The sequence below is a fragment of the Methylobacterium sp. C33D genome (assembly GCF_053345825.1).
This window is the reverse complement of the sequence record NZ_JBKFAV010000003.1, coordinates 38717-56514: the sequence shown is the minus strand read 5'-3', so window position 1 is coordinate 56514 and position 17798 is coordinate 38717. Positions and strand designations below refer to the sequence as shown.

Annotated in this window: 17 protein-coding genes; 15 read left to right on the top strand and 2 right to left on the bottom strand. The window is 73.1% G+C overall.

Features of this window, described 5'->3' with window-relative positions; all coding sequences use genetic code 11:
• The first annotated feature begins 14 nt into the window (after positions 1–14).
• From ACLBXO_RS02765 to ACLBXO_RS02725, 9 genes are all read left to right on the top strand, one after another.
• Entirely contained in the window at positions 15–1181 is a 1167-nt protein-coding gene (locus tag ACLBXO_RS02765) for a carboxylate-amine ligase (protein WP_331317624.1), read from the top strand.
• A gap of 230 nt (positions 1182–1411) precedes the next feature.
• A complete protein-coding gene (locus ACLBXO_RS02760; RefSeq protein WP_331317626.1) occupies positions 1412–1873 on the top strand; it encodes a tellurite resistance TerB family protein in 462 nt (153 codons plus the stop codon).
• A 120-nt stretch (positions 1874–1993) separates the two neighbouring features.
• Entirely contained in the window at positions 1994–3259 is a 1266-nt protein-coding gene (locus ACLBXO_RS02755) for an allantoate amidohydrolase (protein WP_447684442.1), read from the top strand.
• Between the two features lie 99 nt (positions 3260–3358).
• Positions 3359–4642, top strand: coding sequence for a beta-ketoacyl-ACP synthase (locus ACLBXO_RS02750; protein ID WP_331317627.1), 1284 nt, complete (start codon positions 3359–3361; stop codon positions 4640–4642).
• Positions 4639–5406 carry an SDR family oxidoreductase gene (locus tag ACLBXO_RS02745; protein ID WP_447684441.1) on the top strand — a complete coding sequence of 256 codons (768 nt, stop codon included), beginning with the start codon at positions 4639–4641 and terminating at the stop codon, positions 5404–5406. The genes ACLBXO_RS02750 and ACLBXO_RS02745 overlap by 4 nt, the downstream gene beginning before the upstream one ends.
• 2 nt (positions 5407–5408) lie before the next feature.
• Entirely contained in the window at positions 5409–5726 is a 318-nt protein-coding gene (locus ACLBXO_RS02740) for an SH3 domain-containing protein (RefSeq protein WP_447684440.1), read from the top strand.
• A gap of 11 nt (positions 5727–5737) precedes the next feature.
• The gene (locus ACLBXO_RS02735) at positions 5738–6760 is read left to right on the top strand and encodes a zinc-binding dehydrogenase (protein ID WP_447684439.1); all 1023 of its coding nucleotides are present in this window, start codon (positions 5738–5740) and stop codon (positions 6758–6760) included.
• A 140-nt stretch (positions 6761–6900) separates the two neighbouring features.
• Positions 6901–7917, top strand: a complete 1017-nt coding sequence (locus ACLBXO_RS02730) for a lipid A biosynthesis lauroyl acyltransferase (protein ID WP_331317632.1) — start codon at positions 6901–6903, stop codon at positions 7915–7917.
• 7 nt (positions 7918–7924) lie between these two features.
• Complete coding sequence (locus ACLBXO_RS02725) at positions 7925–8692, top strand: DUF1223 domain-containing protein (RefSeq protein ID WP_331317634.1); 768 nt, start codon at positions 7925–7927, stop codon at positions 8690–8692.
• A 21-nt stretch (positions 8693–8713) separates the two neighbouring features.
• Here the strand turns inward: ACLBXO_RS02725 and ACLBXO_RS02720 are convergent, their stop codons facing one another.
• On the bottom strand, positions 8714–8881 hold the full coding sequence (locus ACLBXO_RS02720; RefSeq protein WP_331317636.1) for a hypothetical protein: 168 nt from the start codon (positions 8879–8881) through the stop codon (positions 8714–8716).
• 277 nt (positions 8882–9158) lie between these two features.
• Here ACLBXO_RS02720 and ACLBXO_RS02715 point away from each other — a divergent pair, with 277 nt between their 5' ends.
• The 5 genes from ACLBXO_RS02715 (at position 9159) to ACLBXO_RS02695 (ending at position 15592) form a co-directional block, all read left to right on the top strand.
• The gene (locus ACLBXO_RS02715) at positions 9159–9875 is read left to right on the top strand and encodes a DUF1194 domain-containing protein (RefSeq protein WP_447684438.1); all 717 of its coding nucleotides are present in this window, start codon (positions 9159–9161) and stop codon (positions 9873–9875) included.
• A gap of 32 nt (positions 9876–9907) precedes the next feature.
• The gene (locus ACLBXO_RS02710) at positions 9908–11413 is read left to right on the top strand and encodes a M81 family metallopeptidase (RefSeq protein ID WP_447684437.1); all 1506 of its coding nucleotides are present in this window, start codon (positions 9908–9910) and stop codon (positions 11411–11413) included.
• A 120-nt stretch (positions 11414–11533) separates the two neighbouring features.
• Positions 11534–12604 carry a malate/lactate/ureidoglycolate dehydrogenase gene (locus ACLBXO_RS02705; RefSeq protein ID WP_331317641.1) on the top strand — a complete coding sequence of 357 codons (1071 nt, stop codon included), beginning with the start codon at positions 11534–11536 and terminating at the stop codon, positions 12602–12604.
• Between the two features lie 107 nt (positions 12605–12711).
• A complete protein-coding gene (locus ACLBXO_RS02700) occupies positions 12712–14022 on the top strand; it encodes an MFS transporter (protein ID WP_447684436.1) in 1311 nt (436 codons plus the stop codon).
• Positions 14023–14068: 46 nt separating this feature from the next.
• Positions 14069–15592, top strand: coding sequence for a UxaA family hydrolase (locus tag ACLBXO_RS02695; RefSeq protein ID WP_447684435.1), 1524 nt, complete (start codon positions 14069–14071; stop codon positions 15590–15592).
• A 143-nt stretch (positions 15593–15735) separates the two neighbouring features.
• On the opposite strand, the gene ACLBXO_RS02690 is transcribed toward ACLBXO_RS02695, so the two are convergent.
• Positions 15736–16782: a saccharopine dehydrogenase family protein gene (locus tag ACLBXO_RS02690; RefSeq protein ID WP_447684434.1), complete on the bottom strand. Its 1047-nt coding sequence runs from the start codon at positions 16780–16782 to the stop codon at positions 15736–15738.
• Positions 16783–16923: 141 nt separating this feature from the next.
• Between ACLBXO_RS02690 and ACLBXO_RS02685 the strand changes: the two genes are divergently transcribed.
• Positions 16924–17751: a hypothetical protein gene (locus ACLBXO_RS02685; RefSeq protein ID WP_447684433.1), complete on the top strand. Its 828-nt coding sequence runs from the start codon at positions 16924–16926 to the stop codon at positions 17749–17751.
• Positions 17752–17798: the final 47 nt, after the last annotated feature.

Below are 17798 nucleotides of genomic sequence, written 5' to 3'. Positions count from 1 at the left end.
GGCAGGGAGCGCGGATGGCCCACGCCTACAGGTTCGGCATCGAGGAGGAGTTCTTCCTGGCCGATTCCCGCACCCGCGGCACGCCGCGGGCCGGGCTCCGGGCGTTCCACGCGGCCGTGCGGGCCCGCCTCGACGACGCCGAGCGCGAGCAGCTCCAGTGCCAGGTGGAGGTGGCCTCGCCGCCGACCGCCGATCTCGCCGAGGCGCGAGCGCATCTCGCGGAGCTGCGCGGCAGCCTCGCGGAGATCGGCGCCGCGCGCGGCATCCTGACCTTCGCGGCGGGCACGCATCCGATCGCCCGGTGGCGTGACCAGCGCCCGACCGACAAGGCCCGCTACCACGGGATCATGGCCGACCTCCGGATGCTCGGCCGGCGCAACCTCGTCTGCGGCCTCCACGTGCACGTCGAGGTACCGGATCCCGCGGCGCGGATCGGGCTGATCAACCGGCTGCTGCCGTACCTGCCGGTGCTGCTCGCGCTCTCGACCGGATCGCCGTTCTGGCAGGGGCAGCAGACCGGCTTCGCCGGTTACCGGATGCGCGCCTACGCCGAGCTGCCGCGCACGGGCGTGCCCGAGCTGTTCGCCGATACCGACGATTACGCCCGCTACGTCGCGGTGATGACGCGCTCGGGCGCCATCGCGGATGCCAGCTATCTCTGGTGGCACGTGCGCGCGTCGCTGAAGTACCCGACGCTGGAGCTGCGGGTCGCCGACAGCTGCACGCGCCTCGACGACGCGCTCTGCATCGCCGCGCTGTTCCGCTGCCTCGTCCGGCGGGTCGTCCGGGACAGACGTCACAATGCCGGCCTGACCGCCGCCTCACGCGGCTTCGTCATGGAGAATCTCTGGCGGGCCGAGTGCGACGGCGTCCGCGCGACGCTCATCGACGAGGCTCAGGTCCGGACCGTACCGGTCGCCGCGGCGGTCGAGACCCTGCTCGCCGACATCGCCGAGGATGCCGAAGCCCTGGACTGCGTCGCCGCCTGCGCGCACGCGACGCGGATCGTCGCCGAGGGGACGAGCGCGGACCGGCAGATGGCCGTCTTCGCCGCCGCGCGTCGCGCGGGCGCGCGGGAGCGCGCGGCGCTGTCGGCGGTGGTCGATCATCTCGCGGCGGAGACCGCCGCCGGCTCGAGGTCCGGGCCTGGGGGGCACCCGAACATCGCTCCGGCGGCGTGACGACGGGCGCGGCATCGGCTGAGGGGGGATCGACGAGGCCGCGTACCGTCGGCCGCGCTCGAGGACGCGGTTGGCTTCTTGAGTCGCATAGCCATGTTGCCGAAGGATGTCTGGCCGCCGGCGCCGCGCGCGTTTATGGCCGGTCGCAGCGCGACGGGTTCCCTCCGTGCCGTCCTCTGCTATCCATCGCGTCCCAGCAGCCACCCCGACCCCGCGGCCGACCCTCCGGAATGAGCCTCCTGCGCGACCTCTTCGGCCATCTCGGCCGTACCGTGACGGCCTATGCCGGCGACAAGGCGCTGATGCTCGCGGCGGTCTCGGCCGCCGCCAACGTCATCGTGGCCGACGGTGAGGTCGCGGGGCCGGAATTCGACGCGGCCCTGCACGGCCTGAAGGCCGACCCGGTCCTGATGAAGGGCTACGACGCGCTGATGCTCGAGACGGAACTCTACGAGGGCATCGCCCGGGCCCGCACCCGCCTCGGCCGGGCCGAGAACCTGCGCCACGTCGCGGCGGTGGCGGAGCGACCCGGGGCTCAGCGCGAGAACGTCTTCCTGATCGCCGCGGACGTTGCCGACCAGGACGGGATCAGCAACATCGAGGCGAGCGCCCTCGGCGAGATCGCCGTCGCCCTGCGGGTCGACGCGATCGCGCTGCTGCGCGCCAACCCGGTGCGGCGCCCGCCGGCGTGACCGGCGCGGTTGGCACCGCGGTTGCTGGCCGCGGATCTGCGAAGTGGGAGCGCTGCCGACCCGGCCGCCCCCGCCTGTAAGTTTTGCGTCGCACGGCGATCCGCCGTGAAAGGAACCGGCATGGCCGAGATGAGCCTCAGCAAGACCCACAACCTGCGCGCCGACGGTGCGCGCCTCTGGGCGACGATCCTGGAGACCGCGGAATTCGGCGGCACGCCGGCCGGCGGCATCAACCGCCTGACGCTCTCGGCGGAGGACGGCCAGGTCCGCGACTGGTTCCGGACGGCCTGCGAGGCGGCCGGACTGACCGTGTCGGTCGACGCGCTCGGCACCCAGTACGCCCTGCGGCCGGGCCGCGACATGGGCCGCAAGCCGATCGCCTTCGGTTCGCACCTCGACACCCAGCCGACCGGGGGCAAGTTCGACGGGATCCTCGGAGTCCTGGCGGGGCTGGAGGTGATGCGCAGCCTCAACGATGCCGGCATCGAGACCGAGGCGCCGCTCCTCGTGGTCAACTGGACCAACGAGGAGGGCTCGCGCTTCGCCCCCGCCATGATGGCCTCGGCGGCCTACGCGGGCGACTTCACCACGGACGAGATCCTGGCCAAGCGCGATGCCGCCGGCACCACGGTGGCGGAGGCCCTCGACGCCATCGGCTACCGCGGGGTTGAGGCCGTCGGCACCCGGGAGATCGGCGCCTTCGTCGAGCTGCACATCGAGCAGGGGCCGATCCTGGAGGCCGAGGGCAAGACCATCGGCGTGGTCGAGGGCGGCCAGGGCATCATGTGGTTCGACGGCGTGATCACCGGCTTCGAGAGCCATGCCGGGACGACGCCGATGCCGCGCCGCCGCGACGCGCTGCTGGCCCTCTCGGAATTCGCCCTGGCCGCCGAGCGGATCGCGCTGAGCCACGCGCCCTCCGCGGTGGCGACGATCGGCGAGGCCGCGATCCTGGCGCCCTCCCGCAACGTCGTGCCGGGCCGGGTCGCCTTCACGGTGGACGTGCGCGATCCGCGCTCGGAGACCCTCGACGCGATGGAGGCGGCGCTCGGCGAGGCGGCGGCCGAGATCGCGGCGCGGCGTCATCTGGAGATCGCGCTGACCCGCATCTGGCGGAAGGAGCCGGTGCCGTTCGACCCCGCCATCGTGGCGGCGATCGACGCCTCCGCCGAGAGCCTCGGCCATCCGCGCCGCCGGATCATCTCGGGTGCCGGCCACGACGCCTGCAACCTCGCCGCGAAGGTCCCGGCCGCCATGATCTTCGTGCCGTGCAAGGACGGGGTCAGCCACAACGAGTCGGAAACGGCCACGCAGGCCGACTGCGCCGCCGGCGCCGACGTGCTGCTGCAGACGGTGCTCCGCCTCGCCAACGCGCCGCGCGCCTGAGGCTTCCCGCCGGGACGGCGTCCGTCGTCCCGGCGCCGCGCCCGCGGCACCGCCCGCGCGGAGGTGTACGGCGGCGGAAAATCCCGTAAGGACCGCTCCATGAGCGCGCGATCCTACCGCGACGCCAGGGGCCGGCCGCTCGTCGCGGTCACCGGCATCGGCGTCGTCTCCTCCCTCGGTCAGGGACAGGCCGACACCTGGGCGGCCATGACCGAGGGCCGGTCGGGCATCCACGCGATCGCGCGGTTCCCGACCGACACGCTGCGCACGCGCATCGCCGGGACGGTGGACTTCCTCGACACCGATCCCCTCGTGGCGCCGCTCCTGTCCGAGCGCTTCGCCGCCGTCGCCGCCGAGGAGGCGGTGGCGCAGGCCGGGATCGGCGCCCGAGGCGACTTCCCCGGCGCGCTGTTCATCGCGGTCCCGCCGGTCGAGATGGAGTGGCCGCAGCGGCAGGCCCTGGCCGAGGCCGCGGGCGGCGACGGTCCGGTCGACTATGCCGGCCTCCTGCGGGCGGCGGCGACACGCCGCTTCGATCCCTGGCACGACCTGTTCATCTTCGGCACGGTCGCCGACCGCATTGCCGACCGCTTCGGCACGAAAGGCTCGCCGATCTCGCTCTCGACCGCCTGCTCGTCGGGGGCCACGGCGATCCAGCTCGGCGTCGAGGCGATCCGGCGCGGCGAGACCGCGGCGGCGCTCTGCATCGGCACGGACGGCTCGGTGAACCCGGAATCGCTGATCCGCTTCTCGCTGCTCTCGGCGCTCTCGACCCGCAACGACGACCCCGCGACCGCCTCGAAGCCGTTCTCGAAGGACCGGGACGGGTTCGTCATGGGCGAGGGCGCGGCCGCCCTGGTGCTCGAGGACGCCGAGGCCGCCGTCGCGCGCGGCGCCGCGATCCTCGGCTACGTCCTCGGCTGCGGCGAGAAGGGCGACGGCTTCCACCGCACCCGGTCCAGCCCCGACGGCGCGCCGATCATAGCGGCGATCCGCGCGAGCCTGGACGATGCCGGTGTGCCGGCGGAGGCGGTCGACACGGTGAACGCGCACGGCACCTCGACGCCGGAGAACGACAAGATGGAGGCCCTGGGCCTCGCGGCCGTGTTCGGCGACCGCGCGGCCGCTCTGCCGGTCACCTCCAACAAGTCGATGATCGGCCACACCCTCACGGCGGCCGGCGCCATCGAGGCGGCGGTCTCGCTGCTGACCATCCGTCACGGCCGCATCCCGCCGACCATCAACCACCGCGTGCCGGACCCGACCATCGCCCTCGACATCGTGGAGACCGCCCGCGACCTGCCGGTGCGGACCGTGCTGTCGAACTCGTTCGGTTTCGGCGGCCAGAACACCTGCCTGGTCCTCGGCGCGGAGCCCGCGTGAGCGCCGCCGCCGCCCCGCGCCGGGTCCTCGTGACCGGCGGCGCCTCCGGCATCGGCGCCGCGATCGTCCGCGCGCTGGCGGGATCCGGCCTCGGCGTCGACTTCACCTACCGCGCCTCGGCCGAGGCCGCGCAGGCGCTGCTGGCCGAATTGCGGGCGACCTACCCGGACCGGCCCTTCGCGGCCCATCCCGTCGACCTCGCCGACCGGGCCGCGCTGGACACCTTCTGCGAGGCCGCCGAGGCCGCGGGCTATTACGGCCTCGTTCACAATGCCGGCCAGTCCTGCGACGCCCTCGCGGCGATGCTCGATCAGGATCGGGCCGAGGCCGCCATGCAGGTGAACTTCTTCTCGCTGACGCGCCTCGCCAAGGCGCTGGTGCGGGAGATGACCCGCGCGCGCGCGGGCCGCATCGTGGCGATCGGTTCCGTGGCCGCCCTGCGGGGCAATGCCGGCAACGCCGCCTACGCGGCGACCAAGGGCGCGCTCGTCGCCTATTGCCGGACCCTGGCGATCGAGACGGCCAAGCGCGGCGTGACAGTCAACGTCATCGCCCCGGGCTTCGTCGACACCGCCATGATGGAGCGCTACGCCGCCTACCGGGACGGGATGGAGCGGCAGATTCCCGCCGGCCGGTTCGGGCGGCCCGAGGATGTCGCGGCGCTGGCGGCCTTCCTGATGGGCGAGGGGGCCTCCTACATCACCGGGACCGTGCTGCCCATCGATGGCGGCCTGACCGCCATGATGGGCGTGCACCGGACCTGACGGTGGCGCCGCCGAACCGGACGATCCTGCCGATGCGCGCCAGCCTCGCCCTCACCGCCGCTCTCTGCGGCGCGGCTCTCCTGGCTCCGGGCCATGCCCGGGCGGAACCGCAGGTCTACCGGATCTCCGGCCTGCCGCCGGGCGAGCCGCTGAGCATCCGCGCCGAGCCGGACCCGTCCGCCGAGCAGATCGGCGAGATCCGCAGCCGCGCCCTGGTCTTCGGCTGCACCAACGACACGCCGAGCCGCACCACGTGGTGCCGGGTGAAGGCCGGACGCGCCCTCGGCTGGGCGCGGCGGCGCTACCTGGCGCCGGAGTGACGAGAGACACGATGCGAGCCCTCCAGCTGTTCGGCGACCGCGACTTGCGCCTCACCGAGATCGAGCCGCCGCCCGCGCCCGGCGCCGATGAGGTCCGGATCCGCGTCCGCGCGGTCGGCCTCAACTTCATCGACGTCTGGGGCTTCCGCGGCATGGCCTTCGCCAAGCGGAAGATGCCGCTGATCGTCGGCGCGGAGGCGGCCGGGACCGTCGAGTCGGTCGGGGCGGGCGTCACCGGCCTCGTCGCGGGCGACCGGGTCGTGCCCTACGGCGCCATGACCTGCGGCCGGTGCAAGGCCTGCCGCGAGGGGCGCGACAACCTCTGCGAGGACGTGTCCGGCGTGATGGGCTTCCATCTCGACGGCTTCGCCCGGGAACTGGTGACCGTGCCGGCCCGCCTCGCCGTGAAGGTGCCGGACGGCGTCAGCGACACCGACGCCGCCTGCGCGGGCATCGCCTTCGGCACGGTCCAGCACATGCTGTTCGACAATGCCCGCCTGGAGCCCGGCGAGAGCGTGCTGGTCCATGCCGGCGGCTCCGGGATCGGGACCGCGGCGATCCGCATGGCCAAGGCGATCGGCTGCACCGTCTACACGACGGTCGGCGACGACGAGAAGGGACGCAGGGCCGCCGAACTCGGCGCCGACCACGTCATCAACTACCGCACCGAGCGCTTCGAGGGCGAGGTCCGCCGGCTGACCAAGCGCAAGGGCGTCGACGTGGTGTTTGAGCATGTCGGCGCCGATACCTGGAACGGCTCCCTGCTCTGCCTGAAGCGCGGCGGCCGGCTCGTGACCTGCGGATCGACCTCGGGCGTCTCGGCGACCATGAACCTGATGCAGCTGTTCCAGCAGCAGTACCGCATCACCGGCTCGTTCGGCTGCTCGCTCGCGAATATCGGTCAGGCCCTCGCGAAGATGGAATCGGGCATTCGACCGGTCGTCGATACAGTGTACCCGCTGGCGGATTTCGCGCAGGGTCTGGAGCGCCTCGAATCGCGCCGGGTCTTCGGCAAGATTCTCGTCAGCCTGTAGCGCGGGCGGCTGCGCACCTGCCCGGCGCGACGCCGGCACCGGGTGCGGCGATCCGCATTTCGCGCCGCGAGAGACTCGGCGTAAACGTCGCCGTACGGGTGCGCTGGGGGGCCGCCCGTACCGTACCCCTGGAATCGATTGTGCTGCGTCTCGCCCTCCTGCTCAAACGGTCGTACCCGCGCCTCGCGGGCTTCGCGATGATCCCGGTGATCCGCGCGCTCGCGCTGCTGGCGCGCATCCTCGGGCCGGTCCGGTCCACGGCGCTCGGCGCCGCGCTGCTGCGCACCCTCGGCCCGCTCCTCCCGGCGCACCGCACCGCGATGGCGAACCTCCGGGCGGCCTTCCCCGACATGCCCGAGGCGGAGCGGAAGCGGATCGCCCTGGAAGCCTGGGACAATCTCGGGCGGACGGGGGCCGAATACGCCCATCTCGATACACTGTTCGATTACGATCCCGCCGCCACCGGCGACCTGCGCACCGAGGTCTCGGGGATCGAGCATTTCTACGCCCTGCGCGACGACGGCCGGCCGGGTCTGATCTTCTCGGCGCATCTGGCGAACTGGGAATTGCCGGCGATCTGCGCGGCCCGCTTCGGCCTCGACGCCACCGCGGTGTTCCGGCCGCCGAACAACCCCGCGGCCGCGCGCCTCGTTCAGGAGGTCCGCCGCCGGACGATGGGCGGGCTCGCCGCCTCCACGCCGGGCGCCGTCTTCGCCATGCGCGACGTGGTCGAGACCGGTGGCCACCTGGGCCAGCTCATCGACCAGCACTTCACCCGCGGCGTCGTGGTCAATTTCCTGGGCCGGCCGTGCCTCGCCAACCCGCTCCTGGCCAAGCTCGCCCGCCACTACGACTGCCCGGTCCACGGCGTGCGCGTCGTGCGCCTGCCGGAGGGCCGCTTCCGGCTCGACCTGACGCCACCGCTCGACCTGCCTCGGGCCGCCGACGGGACCATCGACGTCGCCGGCGCCATGCAGGCGATGACCGCGGTGGTCGAGGGCTGGGTGCGGGAGAACCCGGGCCAGTGGTTGTGGATGCATCGCCGCTGGCGGCCCGACATGCTGCCGAAACCAAGAGTGGCACCTGTACCGCTTCAACCGACAGTAGAGGCCTCTCAAGCCAACGTGATTTCACCTTCGGCTTCCCAGACGGTCTGATGGTGCGATGACGTCTCGGCACCGCGCCCCGACCCGCGATCGCCGCGCGCTCCGCGCCGCGCTGCTTGCCTGCGCGACGCTGGCCGCAGGACCGGCGCGGGCCGAGCCCGTCCGCGCCGTGGTGGAACTCTTCACCAGCCAGGGCTGCGGCGCGTGCCGGTCCGCCGACCCGGTCCTGCGCGACCTCGCCCACAAGCCCGGCGTCATCGCACTGACCCTGCCGGTGACCTACTGGGACTATCTCGGCTGGAAGGACACGCTGGCGCTGCGGCCGCTGACCGAGCGGCAGCGCGCCTACGCGCGGGGACGGGGGGCGCGACAGGTGTTCACGCCCCAGGTGGTGGTCGACGGAAACGGGTTCGCGGTCGGGTCGGACCGGCCCGCCCTGGAACGCCTGATCCGGGATGCCTGCCAGCATGGCGGGCTGCCGGTCGCGGTGCGCGGCGAGACCAGGGGCGATCGGATCCTGGTGGAGGTCGGGGCGGCCCCGGAGGCGAAGTCCGAGGTCCGCGGCGATGTCTGGCTGGTCCCCGTGCTCCGCAGTCGCGCGATCGCGATCCAGGCCGGGGAGAATGGCGGCCGGACGGCGACCTACGTCAACGTCGTCCGCGGCATGCAGCGGCTCGGTCCCTGGACCGGACAGCCGACCCGCTTCGAGGTGCCCGACACCCAGGCCCGCGTCGCCGACGCGGACAGCTGGGTCGTCCTGCTCCAGGGCGCGGCCGACGGCAAGCCGGGCCGCATCTTCGGGGCTGCCAAGGGACCGGGGCTCTAGGGCCGGGGCTGTCGCACGCCGCTACTCCAGCGAGATCGGGTCGATCTGCCGGCGGCCCTCTCGCCGGTGGCGCGCCCGGGACTCGTCGGCGAGCGACGCCAGCCGGGCGTCGAGGCGCTCGGACAGGCGGCCGACCAGCCCGATCAGCCCGTCGATCGTCCGGCTGAGGAAGGCGACCGTACCGGTCACGGCTCCGACGATCCCGTTCTCGAGGGCACGGCCGATTCGGCGAACACGATGCATGTCGACTGTCTCTGGAGAGGTGGCGCCGGCGGCGCTCCGATCCGCGGCAGGTAGGGCGGCCGGCCCGGCCGGTGATGCGGCGGAAAGCGGCGCGGATCCGCGGTGCGCGGGCGGAACCTTCGCGCGGCGCGGCCGGGAGGCGCGAACCGGCGGGCCGGCAGGCTCGTTGCATGGCTGTGGCCGCCCGCTGTCCCGCGCGGGCGCCCGAGATCGAGGGTCGGCCATGCGGCGACGCCCGTTCCTGTCCGGGATGCTCGCCGCCCTGTCGCTGGCCGGTCGCCGTGCCCGCGCGGCGGATACGGATGTCGACCTTCTCCTCGTGCTCGCGGTGGACGTGTCGCTCAGCATCAGCGAGGCCCGATTCGACCTCGAGCGCCGCGGTTACGCCGAGGCCTTCGGCGATCCGCGCGTGTTGCGGGCCATCGCCGACGGTCCGGCCGGACGTATCGGCGTGACCCTGTTCGACTGGGCGGGGCCCGGCGAGCAGCAGGTGGCGGTCGACTGGATGGTGATCGCCTCGGTGCAGGACGCGGCCGCCTTCGCGGACCGACTGCGCGCGGCGCCGCGCCCGTTCTACGGGCGCACCGCCATCGGGTCGGCGATCGGATTCGCCGCCGACCTGCTGGCCCGGGCGCCGTTCCGCGCCGACCGCCGGGTGATCGACATTTCGGGAGACGGCACCGGCAATGCCGGGCGCTCGATCACGGACGCGCGGGACGCCGCCGTGGCGGCCGGCATCACGGTGAACGGCATCGTCATCCTCACCGAGCCGGAAGGGATGCCGGCCTTCCTGAGGGAGCATACCAATCCGGCGGGCGGTCTCGCGGCGTACTACCGGAGCGTCGTCATCGGCGGGGAGGGTGCCTTCGTGATGACCGCCGAGAGCTTCGCGGCCTTCGGCCGCTCACTCGTCGCCAAGCTGGTGCGCGAGATATCCTGACCCTCACCCGGATCCCTGAGGATCGACCACCGATGCGCCTCGCCGTCCTCCAGTTCACGCACGAGACCGTCACGTTCCTTCCGAACGACACGACCCGGGACGACTTCGTCTATCCCGGCTCGCCGGCCGCCGGGGCCGCGCTGCTCGCCACCGATCCCAAGGGCTACATGGGCGGCTTCGTGCAGGTTGCGCGGGAGTACGACGGCGTCGAGCTGGTGGGGATCACCTCGCCGCTCTGGCCGCGCACCGGCACCGCCTCGGGCTGGATCACCGCCGACGCCTACGCGCATTTCCTCGGGCAGATGGTGGCCGAGCTGCGGGCGCAGGGCCCGTTCGACGGCGTCTACCTCGCCCTGCACGGCGCCATGGCGGTGCGCGGCGTCCCCCGCCCGGAGGCCGACATCGCTCGGCAGGTGCGCGCCGCGGTGGGCGAGGGGGCGATCCTGGTCGGGACCTTCGACCTGCACGGCAACGAGGACGCCGCCTTCCTCGACCACGCCGACATGGCCTTCGCGGTGAAGTACTTCCCCCACTACGACGGCCACCTGCAGGGGCAGCGGGCCGCCCGGATGCTGGTCCGCGCCGTGCGCGGCGACTTCCGGCCGGCGCACCGGACCCTCAAGGTGCCGATCTTGTCGCCGACCGTCGTGCAGTGGACCGGCGCCGCGCCCTGGTCCGACCTCGTGCAGCGGGCGCTCGTCTGGGAGGCGCGCGAGCCGGACGTGTACGTCAACGTGTTCTTCGGCTTCCCGTGGGGCGACGCCCCGGACGGCGGGATGACCGTGCAGGCGATCACCGACGACGACCCGGCCCTGGCCGAGCGGGTGGCGCGGGACGTCGCGGATTTCGCGTGGCGGCAGCGGCGCGCGCTGCTCGAGGCGACGCAAATCCACACGATCGCCGACGGCGTGCGCCTCGCCCGGGCGTCGGTCGCGGAGGGCGCCGCCCCGGTCGTCCTCGCCGACCACAGCGACCGCTCGGGCCGGGCGACCTGGCTGCTGCGCGAGATCCTCCGGCAGGACCTCACCCGCACCCTGGTCGCCACCGTGGCGTCGCCCGACACCGTGGCGGCGGGCTCCCTCGCGGCCGGCGACCCGTTCGACGCGCCGGTCGGCGGCGGCGGCGACCCGTCCGCGGGCGACCCGGTGCGGATCACCGGAACGGTGCTGCGCGTGGTCGAGGCCCCGGAACCGGGCGTCGCCGGAAGCGGCGGAGGCGGTGGCACCTGGATCTGCGTCGCGTTCGGGGCCGGCAACGTCCTTGTGCTGAGCCCGCAGCTCGCGCAGATCGTCGAGCCCGACGAGCTGTGGCGCCTGGGCCTGGAGCCGGCAGATTTCGACGTCGTGGCGATCAAGTCGCGGGTGCATTTCCGGCGCGGCTTCGACGACAGCGGCTACGCCCGCACGATCCTGCTGGTGGAGCCGCCGGAGCCGTTCCTCGGCACGGTGCGCCTCGATCACCTCGCCTACGCGCAGATGCGGGCCGCCGACTTCTTCCCCTACGGCGACCCGCCCGGGCCTGTCCCGTCCGACCCGTGACCGGTCCGGCGGGGACGACAGGTGGCGGCCGCCGTCACCCGCCGGTGCTCGCCCTGCACGTGCGAGGGCGCTAGGTTCATCCCGCACGCGCTCGGCGAGGCGCGGCGAGGGAGAGACGGGATGCGGATTCCGGCCGACAGGCTGACCGCCTACGTGCGGGACATCTTCGTGCGCGAGGGCTGCGCCGAGCCGGAGGCCGAGCGCATCGGCCGCTTCCTGGTGGCGGCGAACCTCACCGGCCACGACAGTCACGGCGTCGTCCGTGTCACCCGCTACGTCGAGTGGCTGCGCGCCGGCGAGGTCGAGGCCGGCCGCACGCCCGAGATCGTCACCGACGCGCCGAACTTCGCCCTCGTGGACGCCCATTACGGGTTCGGGCAGACGGCCGGCCCCGTCGCCGTCGATCTCGGCATCGCCAAGGCGCGGGAGAACGGCGTCGCGATCATCGCGCTGCGGCACGCCGGGCATATCGGCCGGATCGGCGAGTGGGCCGAGCGGGCGGCGGCCGCGGGGCTCGTCTCGGTCCACTTCGTCAACGTGGCGGGCAGTCTCCTGGTGGCGCCCTTCGGCTCCGTGGAGCGCCGCTTCTCCACGGCTCCCTTCGCGGCCGGCTTCCCGGTCCCGGGCGGCGACCCGATCATCCTCGACTTCGCCACCTCGCTGGTCGCCGAGGGCAAGGTGCTGGTCGCCTCGCGGGGCGGCAAGCCGCTGCCCGAGGGCGCGCTCATCGAGCCGGACGGCCGCCTCAGTGCCGACCCGGCGACCCTGTTCGGCCCGCTGGACGGCGTCGAGCGCGACAACCAGCGCGGGGCCGGGGCGATCCGGGCCTTCGGCGAGCACAAGGGCTCCGGCCTCGCGCTGATGTGCGAGCTTCTGGCCGGCGCGCTCACCGGCTCGGGCACGGCCGGGCCCGGGCAGCGGCGGATCTGCAACGGCATGCTGTCGATCTACGTCACGCCGTCGGCCCTCGGCACCGAGGATGCCCTCGCGGCCGAGACGCGGGCCTATCTCGACTTCTTCAAGAGCGCCAAGCCGATGCCGGGTGCCGAGGTCCTGCTGCCCGGCGAACCGGAGCGGCGGATGCGCGCCGAGCGCCTCGCCGAGGGCGTGCCGCTGCCCGAGCCCGTCTGGGAGACCCTGCTCGCCGCCGGCCGGCCGCACGGCCTCGACGGCGACGCCTACCGCACCTGAGCCGGTCCCGAGCCGGCACGACACCACGCTCGGCGGCGACCCCCGGCTTCAACGGGGGCGCCGCACGGACCGGGGACGCCATCCCCGGAAGACGGGAGGAGCCCACGATGCCGCGTCTGCGCTGGCTCATGATCGGCCTCTGCATGGCCGCCAACGCCATCAACTACATCGACCGCGCCAATCTGGCGGTCGCCGCGCCGTCCATGTCCAAGGAGCTCGGGCTCGATGCCACCGACATGGGCCTGATCCTGTCGGGCTTCTTCTGGACCTACGCGATCATGCAGCTGCCCTTCGGCTACGTGGCCGACCGGGTCGGCGCGCGGCTCTCCCTCGTCGTCGCTGTGGTCTGGTGGTCGGCCTGCACGGCGCTGACCGCGGTCGGGCGGGGCTTCCTGTCCCTGCTCGGCCTGCGCATGCTGCTCGGCATCGGCGAGGCCGGGGCCTACCCGTCCTTCGCCAAGGTCGCGGCCTCGTGGTTCCCGCGCGGCGAGCGGAGCTTCGCCAGCAGCATCTTCGACAGCGGCTCCCGGGTGGGCTCGGCGCTGGCGATCCCGCTCGTCTCCTGGGTCATCGCGACGCTGGGCTGGCGGGAATCCTTCGTCGTCACCGGCGTGCTGGGCTTCGTCTGGGCGGTGTTCTGGATGTGGCTCTACCGCGAGCCCGAGAATCACCCGAAGGTGTCGCCGGAGGAGCTCGCCCGGCTCCGGGCCGCGCAGGAGCGGCCGAGGACGGTCGACGCGGCGGACGCCCAGAACCAGGTGCCGTGGCTGTCGCTGTTCCGCTACCGCACGGTCTGGGGCATGATGGCCGGGTTCTTCTGCCTCAACTTCGTGATCTACTTCTTCATCACGTGGTTCCCGACCTACCTCGTCAAGGCGCGGGGCTTCTCCCTGGCGGAGCTCGGCACGCTCGGCAGCCTGCCGGCCCTGGCGTCGATCCCCGTGGGCTGGCTCGGCGGCTTCGCGTCGGACGCGCTCTACCGCCGCGGCTGGAGTCTCACCGCGGCCCGCAAGACCTGCCTCGTCGGCGGCATGCTGATGTCGTCGGTCATCACCCTCTCGATCATCGCCCCGAACATCTACGTGGCGCTGCTGTGCTTCGCGGTCGCCTACGGCAGCCTCGCCTTCACGGCGGCCTCGATCTGGGCGCTGCCCGGCGACGTGGCGCCGACCCCGGCCCACGTGGCCTCGATCGGCGGCATCCAGAACTTCGCGTCGAACGTCGCCGGGATCGTGACGACGACCTTCACGGGCGTCATGCTAACGGTCACCCAGGGCTCGTTCGTGATCCCCCTGATCGTCGCCGGCGGGTTCTGCCTGCTGGGCGCCTTCATCTACCTGTTCGTGGTCGGCGAGATCGCGCCGCTGCCGGTCCGCGACGCCCGCGCCCCGGCCCTGCGCCCCGAGGCGGCGCGGTGACGGCGCGGTGACGGCGACCGGCGCGACGGAATCCGAGGAGAGACCGATGTCCACGTATCCCGTGATCACCCTGCGCCCGGCCGACGGCGTGGCCGTGGCCCGCGGCGCCCTCGAGCCGGGAACGCCGGTCGCCGACGGCGTTGCGGCCATGGAGCGGATCCCCGCCGGCCACAAGATCGCCGTCCGCGCCCACCGGAGCGGCGAGCCGGTGACCAAGTACGGGCAGATCATCGGCTTCGCCAAGGAGGACATCGCGGCCGGCCGCCACGTCCACGTCCACAATCTCGGGATGGGCGAGTTCGCCCGGGACTACGCGTTCGGGGTCGATGCGAGGCCGACCCAGCTGGTGACGCCGCCGGCGACCTTCCAGGGCATCCGCCGTCCCGACGGTCGCGTGGCGACGCGCAACTACGTCGGCATCCTCACCTCGGTGAATTGCAGCGCGCACGTCGCCGACCTGATCGCCGACGCGTTCCGGCGGCACCCGATCCTCGGCCTCGACCCGCTCGCCCCCTATCCCAACGTCGACGGTGTCGTGGCACTGACTCACAAGACCGGCTGCGGCATGGCGATGGGCGAGCCGCTCCGGCTCCTGCGGCGGACGCTCGCGGGCTACGCGCGGCACGTCAACTTCTCCCACATCGTCATGATCGGGCTCGGCTGCGAGGTGAACCAGATCGGTGCCTTCCTGGAGGAGCAGGGGCTCGGCGACCGGATCCGCAGCATGAACATCCAGAGCCTCGGCGGCACCCGGAAGACGGTCGAGGCCGGGATCGAGTTCGTCAGCGGCATCCTGGCCGAGGCGAACGTGGTGCGCCGCGAGCCGGTGCCGGCGAGCGAGCTGATCGTCGCCCTGCAGTGCGGCGGCTCGGACGGCTATTCAGGCGTCTCGGCCAACCCGGCGCTCGGGATCGCCAGCGACCTCGTGGTGCGGAACGGCGGTACGGTGATCCTGTCGGAGACCACCGAGACCTACGGTGCCGAGCACCTGTTCACCCGCCGCGCCGTCAGCCCGGACGTCGGCCAGAAGCTCGTCGACCTGATGCACTGGTGGGAGGAGTACACCCGCAAGGAGGGCTCGGAGATCGACGCGAACCCGTCGCCGGGCAACAAGGCCGGCGGCCTCACGACGATCCTGGAGAAGTCCCTCGGCGCCATGGCCAAGGCCGGCAGCACCAACCTCGTGGACGTGCTGCGCTACGCCGATCCCGTCACCGCCAAGGGCTTCGTCTTCATGGACACGCCCGGCTACGACCCGGTCTCGGCGACCGGGCAGGTCGCGGGCGGGGCGAACCTCGTCTGCTTCACCACCGGCCGCGGCTCCGTGTTCGGCTGCAAGCCGTCGCCCTCGATCAAGATCGCCACCAACTCCGCCATGTACCGGCGGCTCGAGGAGGACATGGATGTCAACTGCGGCACGATTCTCGACGGTGAAGAGAGCGTGGAGCAGGCCGGCCACCGGATCTTCGACCTGATCCTGCGGGTCGCCGGCGGCGAGCGGACGAAGAGCGAGCAGTTCGATTTCGGCGGGTCGGAATTCGCGCCCTGGCAGATCGGCGCGACCGTGTGAGGGAGCGGGGCGCGCGCTCCGACGACGGAGCGCGCGCGACGAAGCGCCCCGGAGAGGCGAGATTTCGGCGAGCGTGGCGCAGCCCTGGATTGCTTCGCTGCGCTCGCAAAGACGGCCATCCCGACCGCCGTGCGGGCCTCGTCTCACAGGTCCGTTCGCACCACGCCCGGGAATTCCAGGATGAAGTCGGGGCCGAACGCCGTGACCGGCGTGTGGAAGCCGGGCGCCACGGTGCCGGCGGCGACGCGGCGGGCCGCCTCCAAGGCGGTCCGGACGGTGAGCGTGTAGCCCTCGGGCGTCTCCATCCGGCTCGCCGCGCGTCCGCCGACGCCGTCCCAGGCCTCCGCCAGGAAGGTGCTGCGGGCCTTCGCGCGCGCGGCCGCGGAGGGGCCCTCGGGCAGCCGGTCGATGCCGCGGTTGATCAGGCGCTGCGCGGTGCCGCCCGCGATGATTCGCCGGATGCCGGCGGGCAGGCCGGCCGCCGCAGCCATGGCGGGGAAGGCCTCGAAGTAGACGTCGATGTTCGGGACGCCGGTCGAGTACCACGCGCTCGACACGTCGCCCCAGCCGAGCCCGACGGTCCGGCGCGGTCCCGTTCCGAAATCCGCGGTGGCGCGCGGCGGGCTCGGCAATTCGACGATGCGCCCGTTCCGGCGCACCCGCGTGCCCCAGGCGATGCCCTCCACCATGGTGCGGGCCGTGCCCCGGCTGAAGCCCCCGAATCCGCCGATGGAGATGCGCAGATGCGTCGCGCCGGGAACGCGGCCGGCCACGTGGGCGGCGAGGCAGTCGCTCGGCACCACGTCGAAGCCCGCCGCCGGCAGGAGGACGATGCCGGCCGCCTTCGCCTCGGCATCCTTGGCCGCGAGGGCCTCCAGCACCGCGATCTCGCCGGTGATGTCGACGTAGTGCGCGCCGGCCGCGAGGCAGGCCTCGGCCATCGGCCGCGCCGTCCGCGAGAACGGGCCGGCCGCGTGGATCACCGCCGCCACGCCCGCGAGGGCGGACCGCAGGCCCGCGGCATCGTCGAGCCGCGCGGCCCGCATCTCGAGGTTCAGCCGGGCCGCCAGCGGCCGCAGCTTCTCGGGATCGCGCCCTGCCAGGATCGGGCGCAACCCCTGCCCGACGGCGTGCGCGGCCAGGAGCTGCCCGGTATAGCCGGTGGCGCCGTAGATCAGGATCGCGGTCATCCCGGCGTTCTGACACCGCTTCCGCCGGTGTCAAAGCGCGTGCCGCGTCGCCGCCCCGGATGCTAGGGCTGCGCCGATCCGATCGCCCCGCGGCGGGGGTCTGAAACCCTCCGTCCCCGCCCGAACAGGAGCCGAGGCACGATGTACGAGCGTAACCTCCCGCCGCGCGCGCGCCGCGCCAGCCGCCGGATCGGCTGTCGCAGGATCGGCTGTCTTGGCGCTGTCCTCCTGGGCCTGGCCGCGCCCGCCCGGGCCGGTGACGGGCCGGTGGTCCTGAAGGCGCCGTCCGACGCGAGCCCCGGCATCGCCGCCATGCCGCAGATCGCCGCGCCGGCCGACGAGGCCGAGCGTCGGATCAACGCGGCGCTGAAGCGCCTCGATGCGCGGGCCCTCAAGGCCGAGCAGGCGTGCAAGGCTCAGGGCGGGAAGAACAGCTCCTGGGAGCGCACCGTCCAGGCCCCGATGCGCGGCCCGCGCTTCCTGAGCTTCGTCATCTTCGACAGCGGATTCTGCGGCGGCGCGCACCCGAGCAGCGGCACGATGTCGATCGTCTACGATCTCACCACCGGCGCCCCGGTCGATTGGACGACCCTGCTGCCCAACTCCCTGACCGGGAAGCTCGCCCTGGCGGAGGGCCCGGGCGGGACCAGGATGGTGACGCTCGCGTCGAAGAAGCTGCACGCTCTCTACCTCGCGGGCTATCGCCCGAAGACGGGCGATCCGAAGGCGGACGACGCCGACAAGGAGTGCCGCGAGGCCGTCGCCGAGACCTATGACGGGCAGCCGCCGGCCATGATGGCGTGGCTCGACGCCAAGGCCGGCGGCCTCGCGGTGCAGTTCGATCTCGCGCACGTCGTCCAGGCCTGCGCCGACCCGGTGGTGATTCCCGTGGCGACCCTGCGCCGGGAGAGCGCCCAACCCCTCCTGGCGGTCGCGCTGGAATCCGCCCACGCGCAAGCCTCGAAGTGACGCGATCGGCCACGGCGTCTTCGGCCTCGACGCCGGCCCCCGACGGT

Coding starts and splice junctions, on each gene's coding strand:
- ACLBXO_RS02695 (WP_447684435.1), top strand. CDS start 14,069: ATGTCCACGTATCCCGTGATCACCCTGCGCCCGGCCGACGGCGTGGCC.
- ACLBXO_RS02705 (WP_331317641.1), top strand. CDS start 11,534: ATGCGGATTCCGGCCGACAGGCTGACCGCCTACGTGCGGGACATCTTC.
- ACLBXO_RS02690 (WP_447684434.1), bottom strand. CDS start 16,782: ATGACCGCGATCCTGATCTACGGCGCCACCGGCTATACCGGGCAGCTC.
- ACLBXO_RS02685 (WP_447684433.1), top strand. CDS start 16,924: ATGTACGAGCGTAACCTCCCGCCGCGCGCGCGCCGCGCCAGCCGCCGG.
- ACLBXO_RS02750 (WP_331317627.1), top strand. CDS start 3,359: ATGAGCGCGCGATCCTACCGCGACGCCAGGGGCCGGCCGCTCGTCGCG.
- ACLBXO_RS02710 (WP_447684437.1), top strand. CDS start 9,908: ATGCGCCTCGCCGTCCTCCAGTTCACGCACGAGACCGTCACGTTCCTT.
- ACLBXO_RS02765 (WP_331317624.1), top strand. CDS start 15: ATGGCCCACGCCTACAGGTTCGGCATCGAGGAGGAGTTCTTCCTGGCC.
- ACLBXO_RS02700 (WP_447684436.1), top strand. CDS start 12,712: ATGCCGCGTCTGCGCTGGCTCATGATCGGCCTCTGCATGGCCGCCAAC.
- ACLBXO_RS02715 (WP_447684438.1), top strand. CDS start 9,159: ATGCGGCGACGCCCGTTCCTGTCCGGGATGCTCGCCGCCCTGTCGCTG.
- ACLBXO_RS02725 (WP_331317634.1), top strand. CDS start 7,925: ATGACGTCTCGGCACCGCGCCCCGACCCGCGATCGCCGCGCGCTCCGC.
- ACLBXO_RS02760 (WP_331317626.1), top strand. CDS start 1,412: ATGAGCCTCCTGCGCGACCTCTTCGGCCATCTCGGCCGTACCGTGACG.
- ACLBXO_RS02755 (WP_447684442.1), top strand. CDS start 1,994: ATGGCCGAGATGAGCCTCAGCAAGACCCACAACCTGCGCGCCGACGGT.
- ACLBXO_RS02735 (WP_447684439.1), top strand. CDS start 5,738: ATGCGAGCCCTCCAGCTGTTCGGCGACCGCGACTTGCGCCTCACCGAG.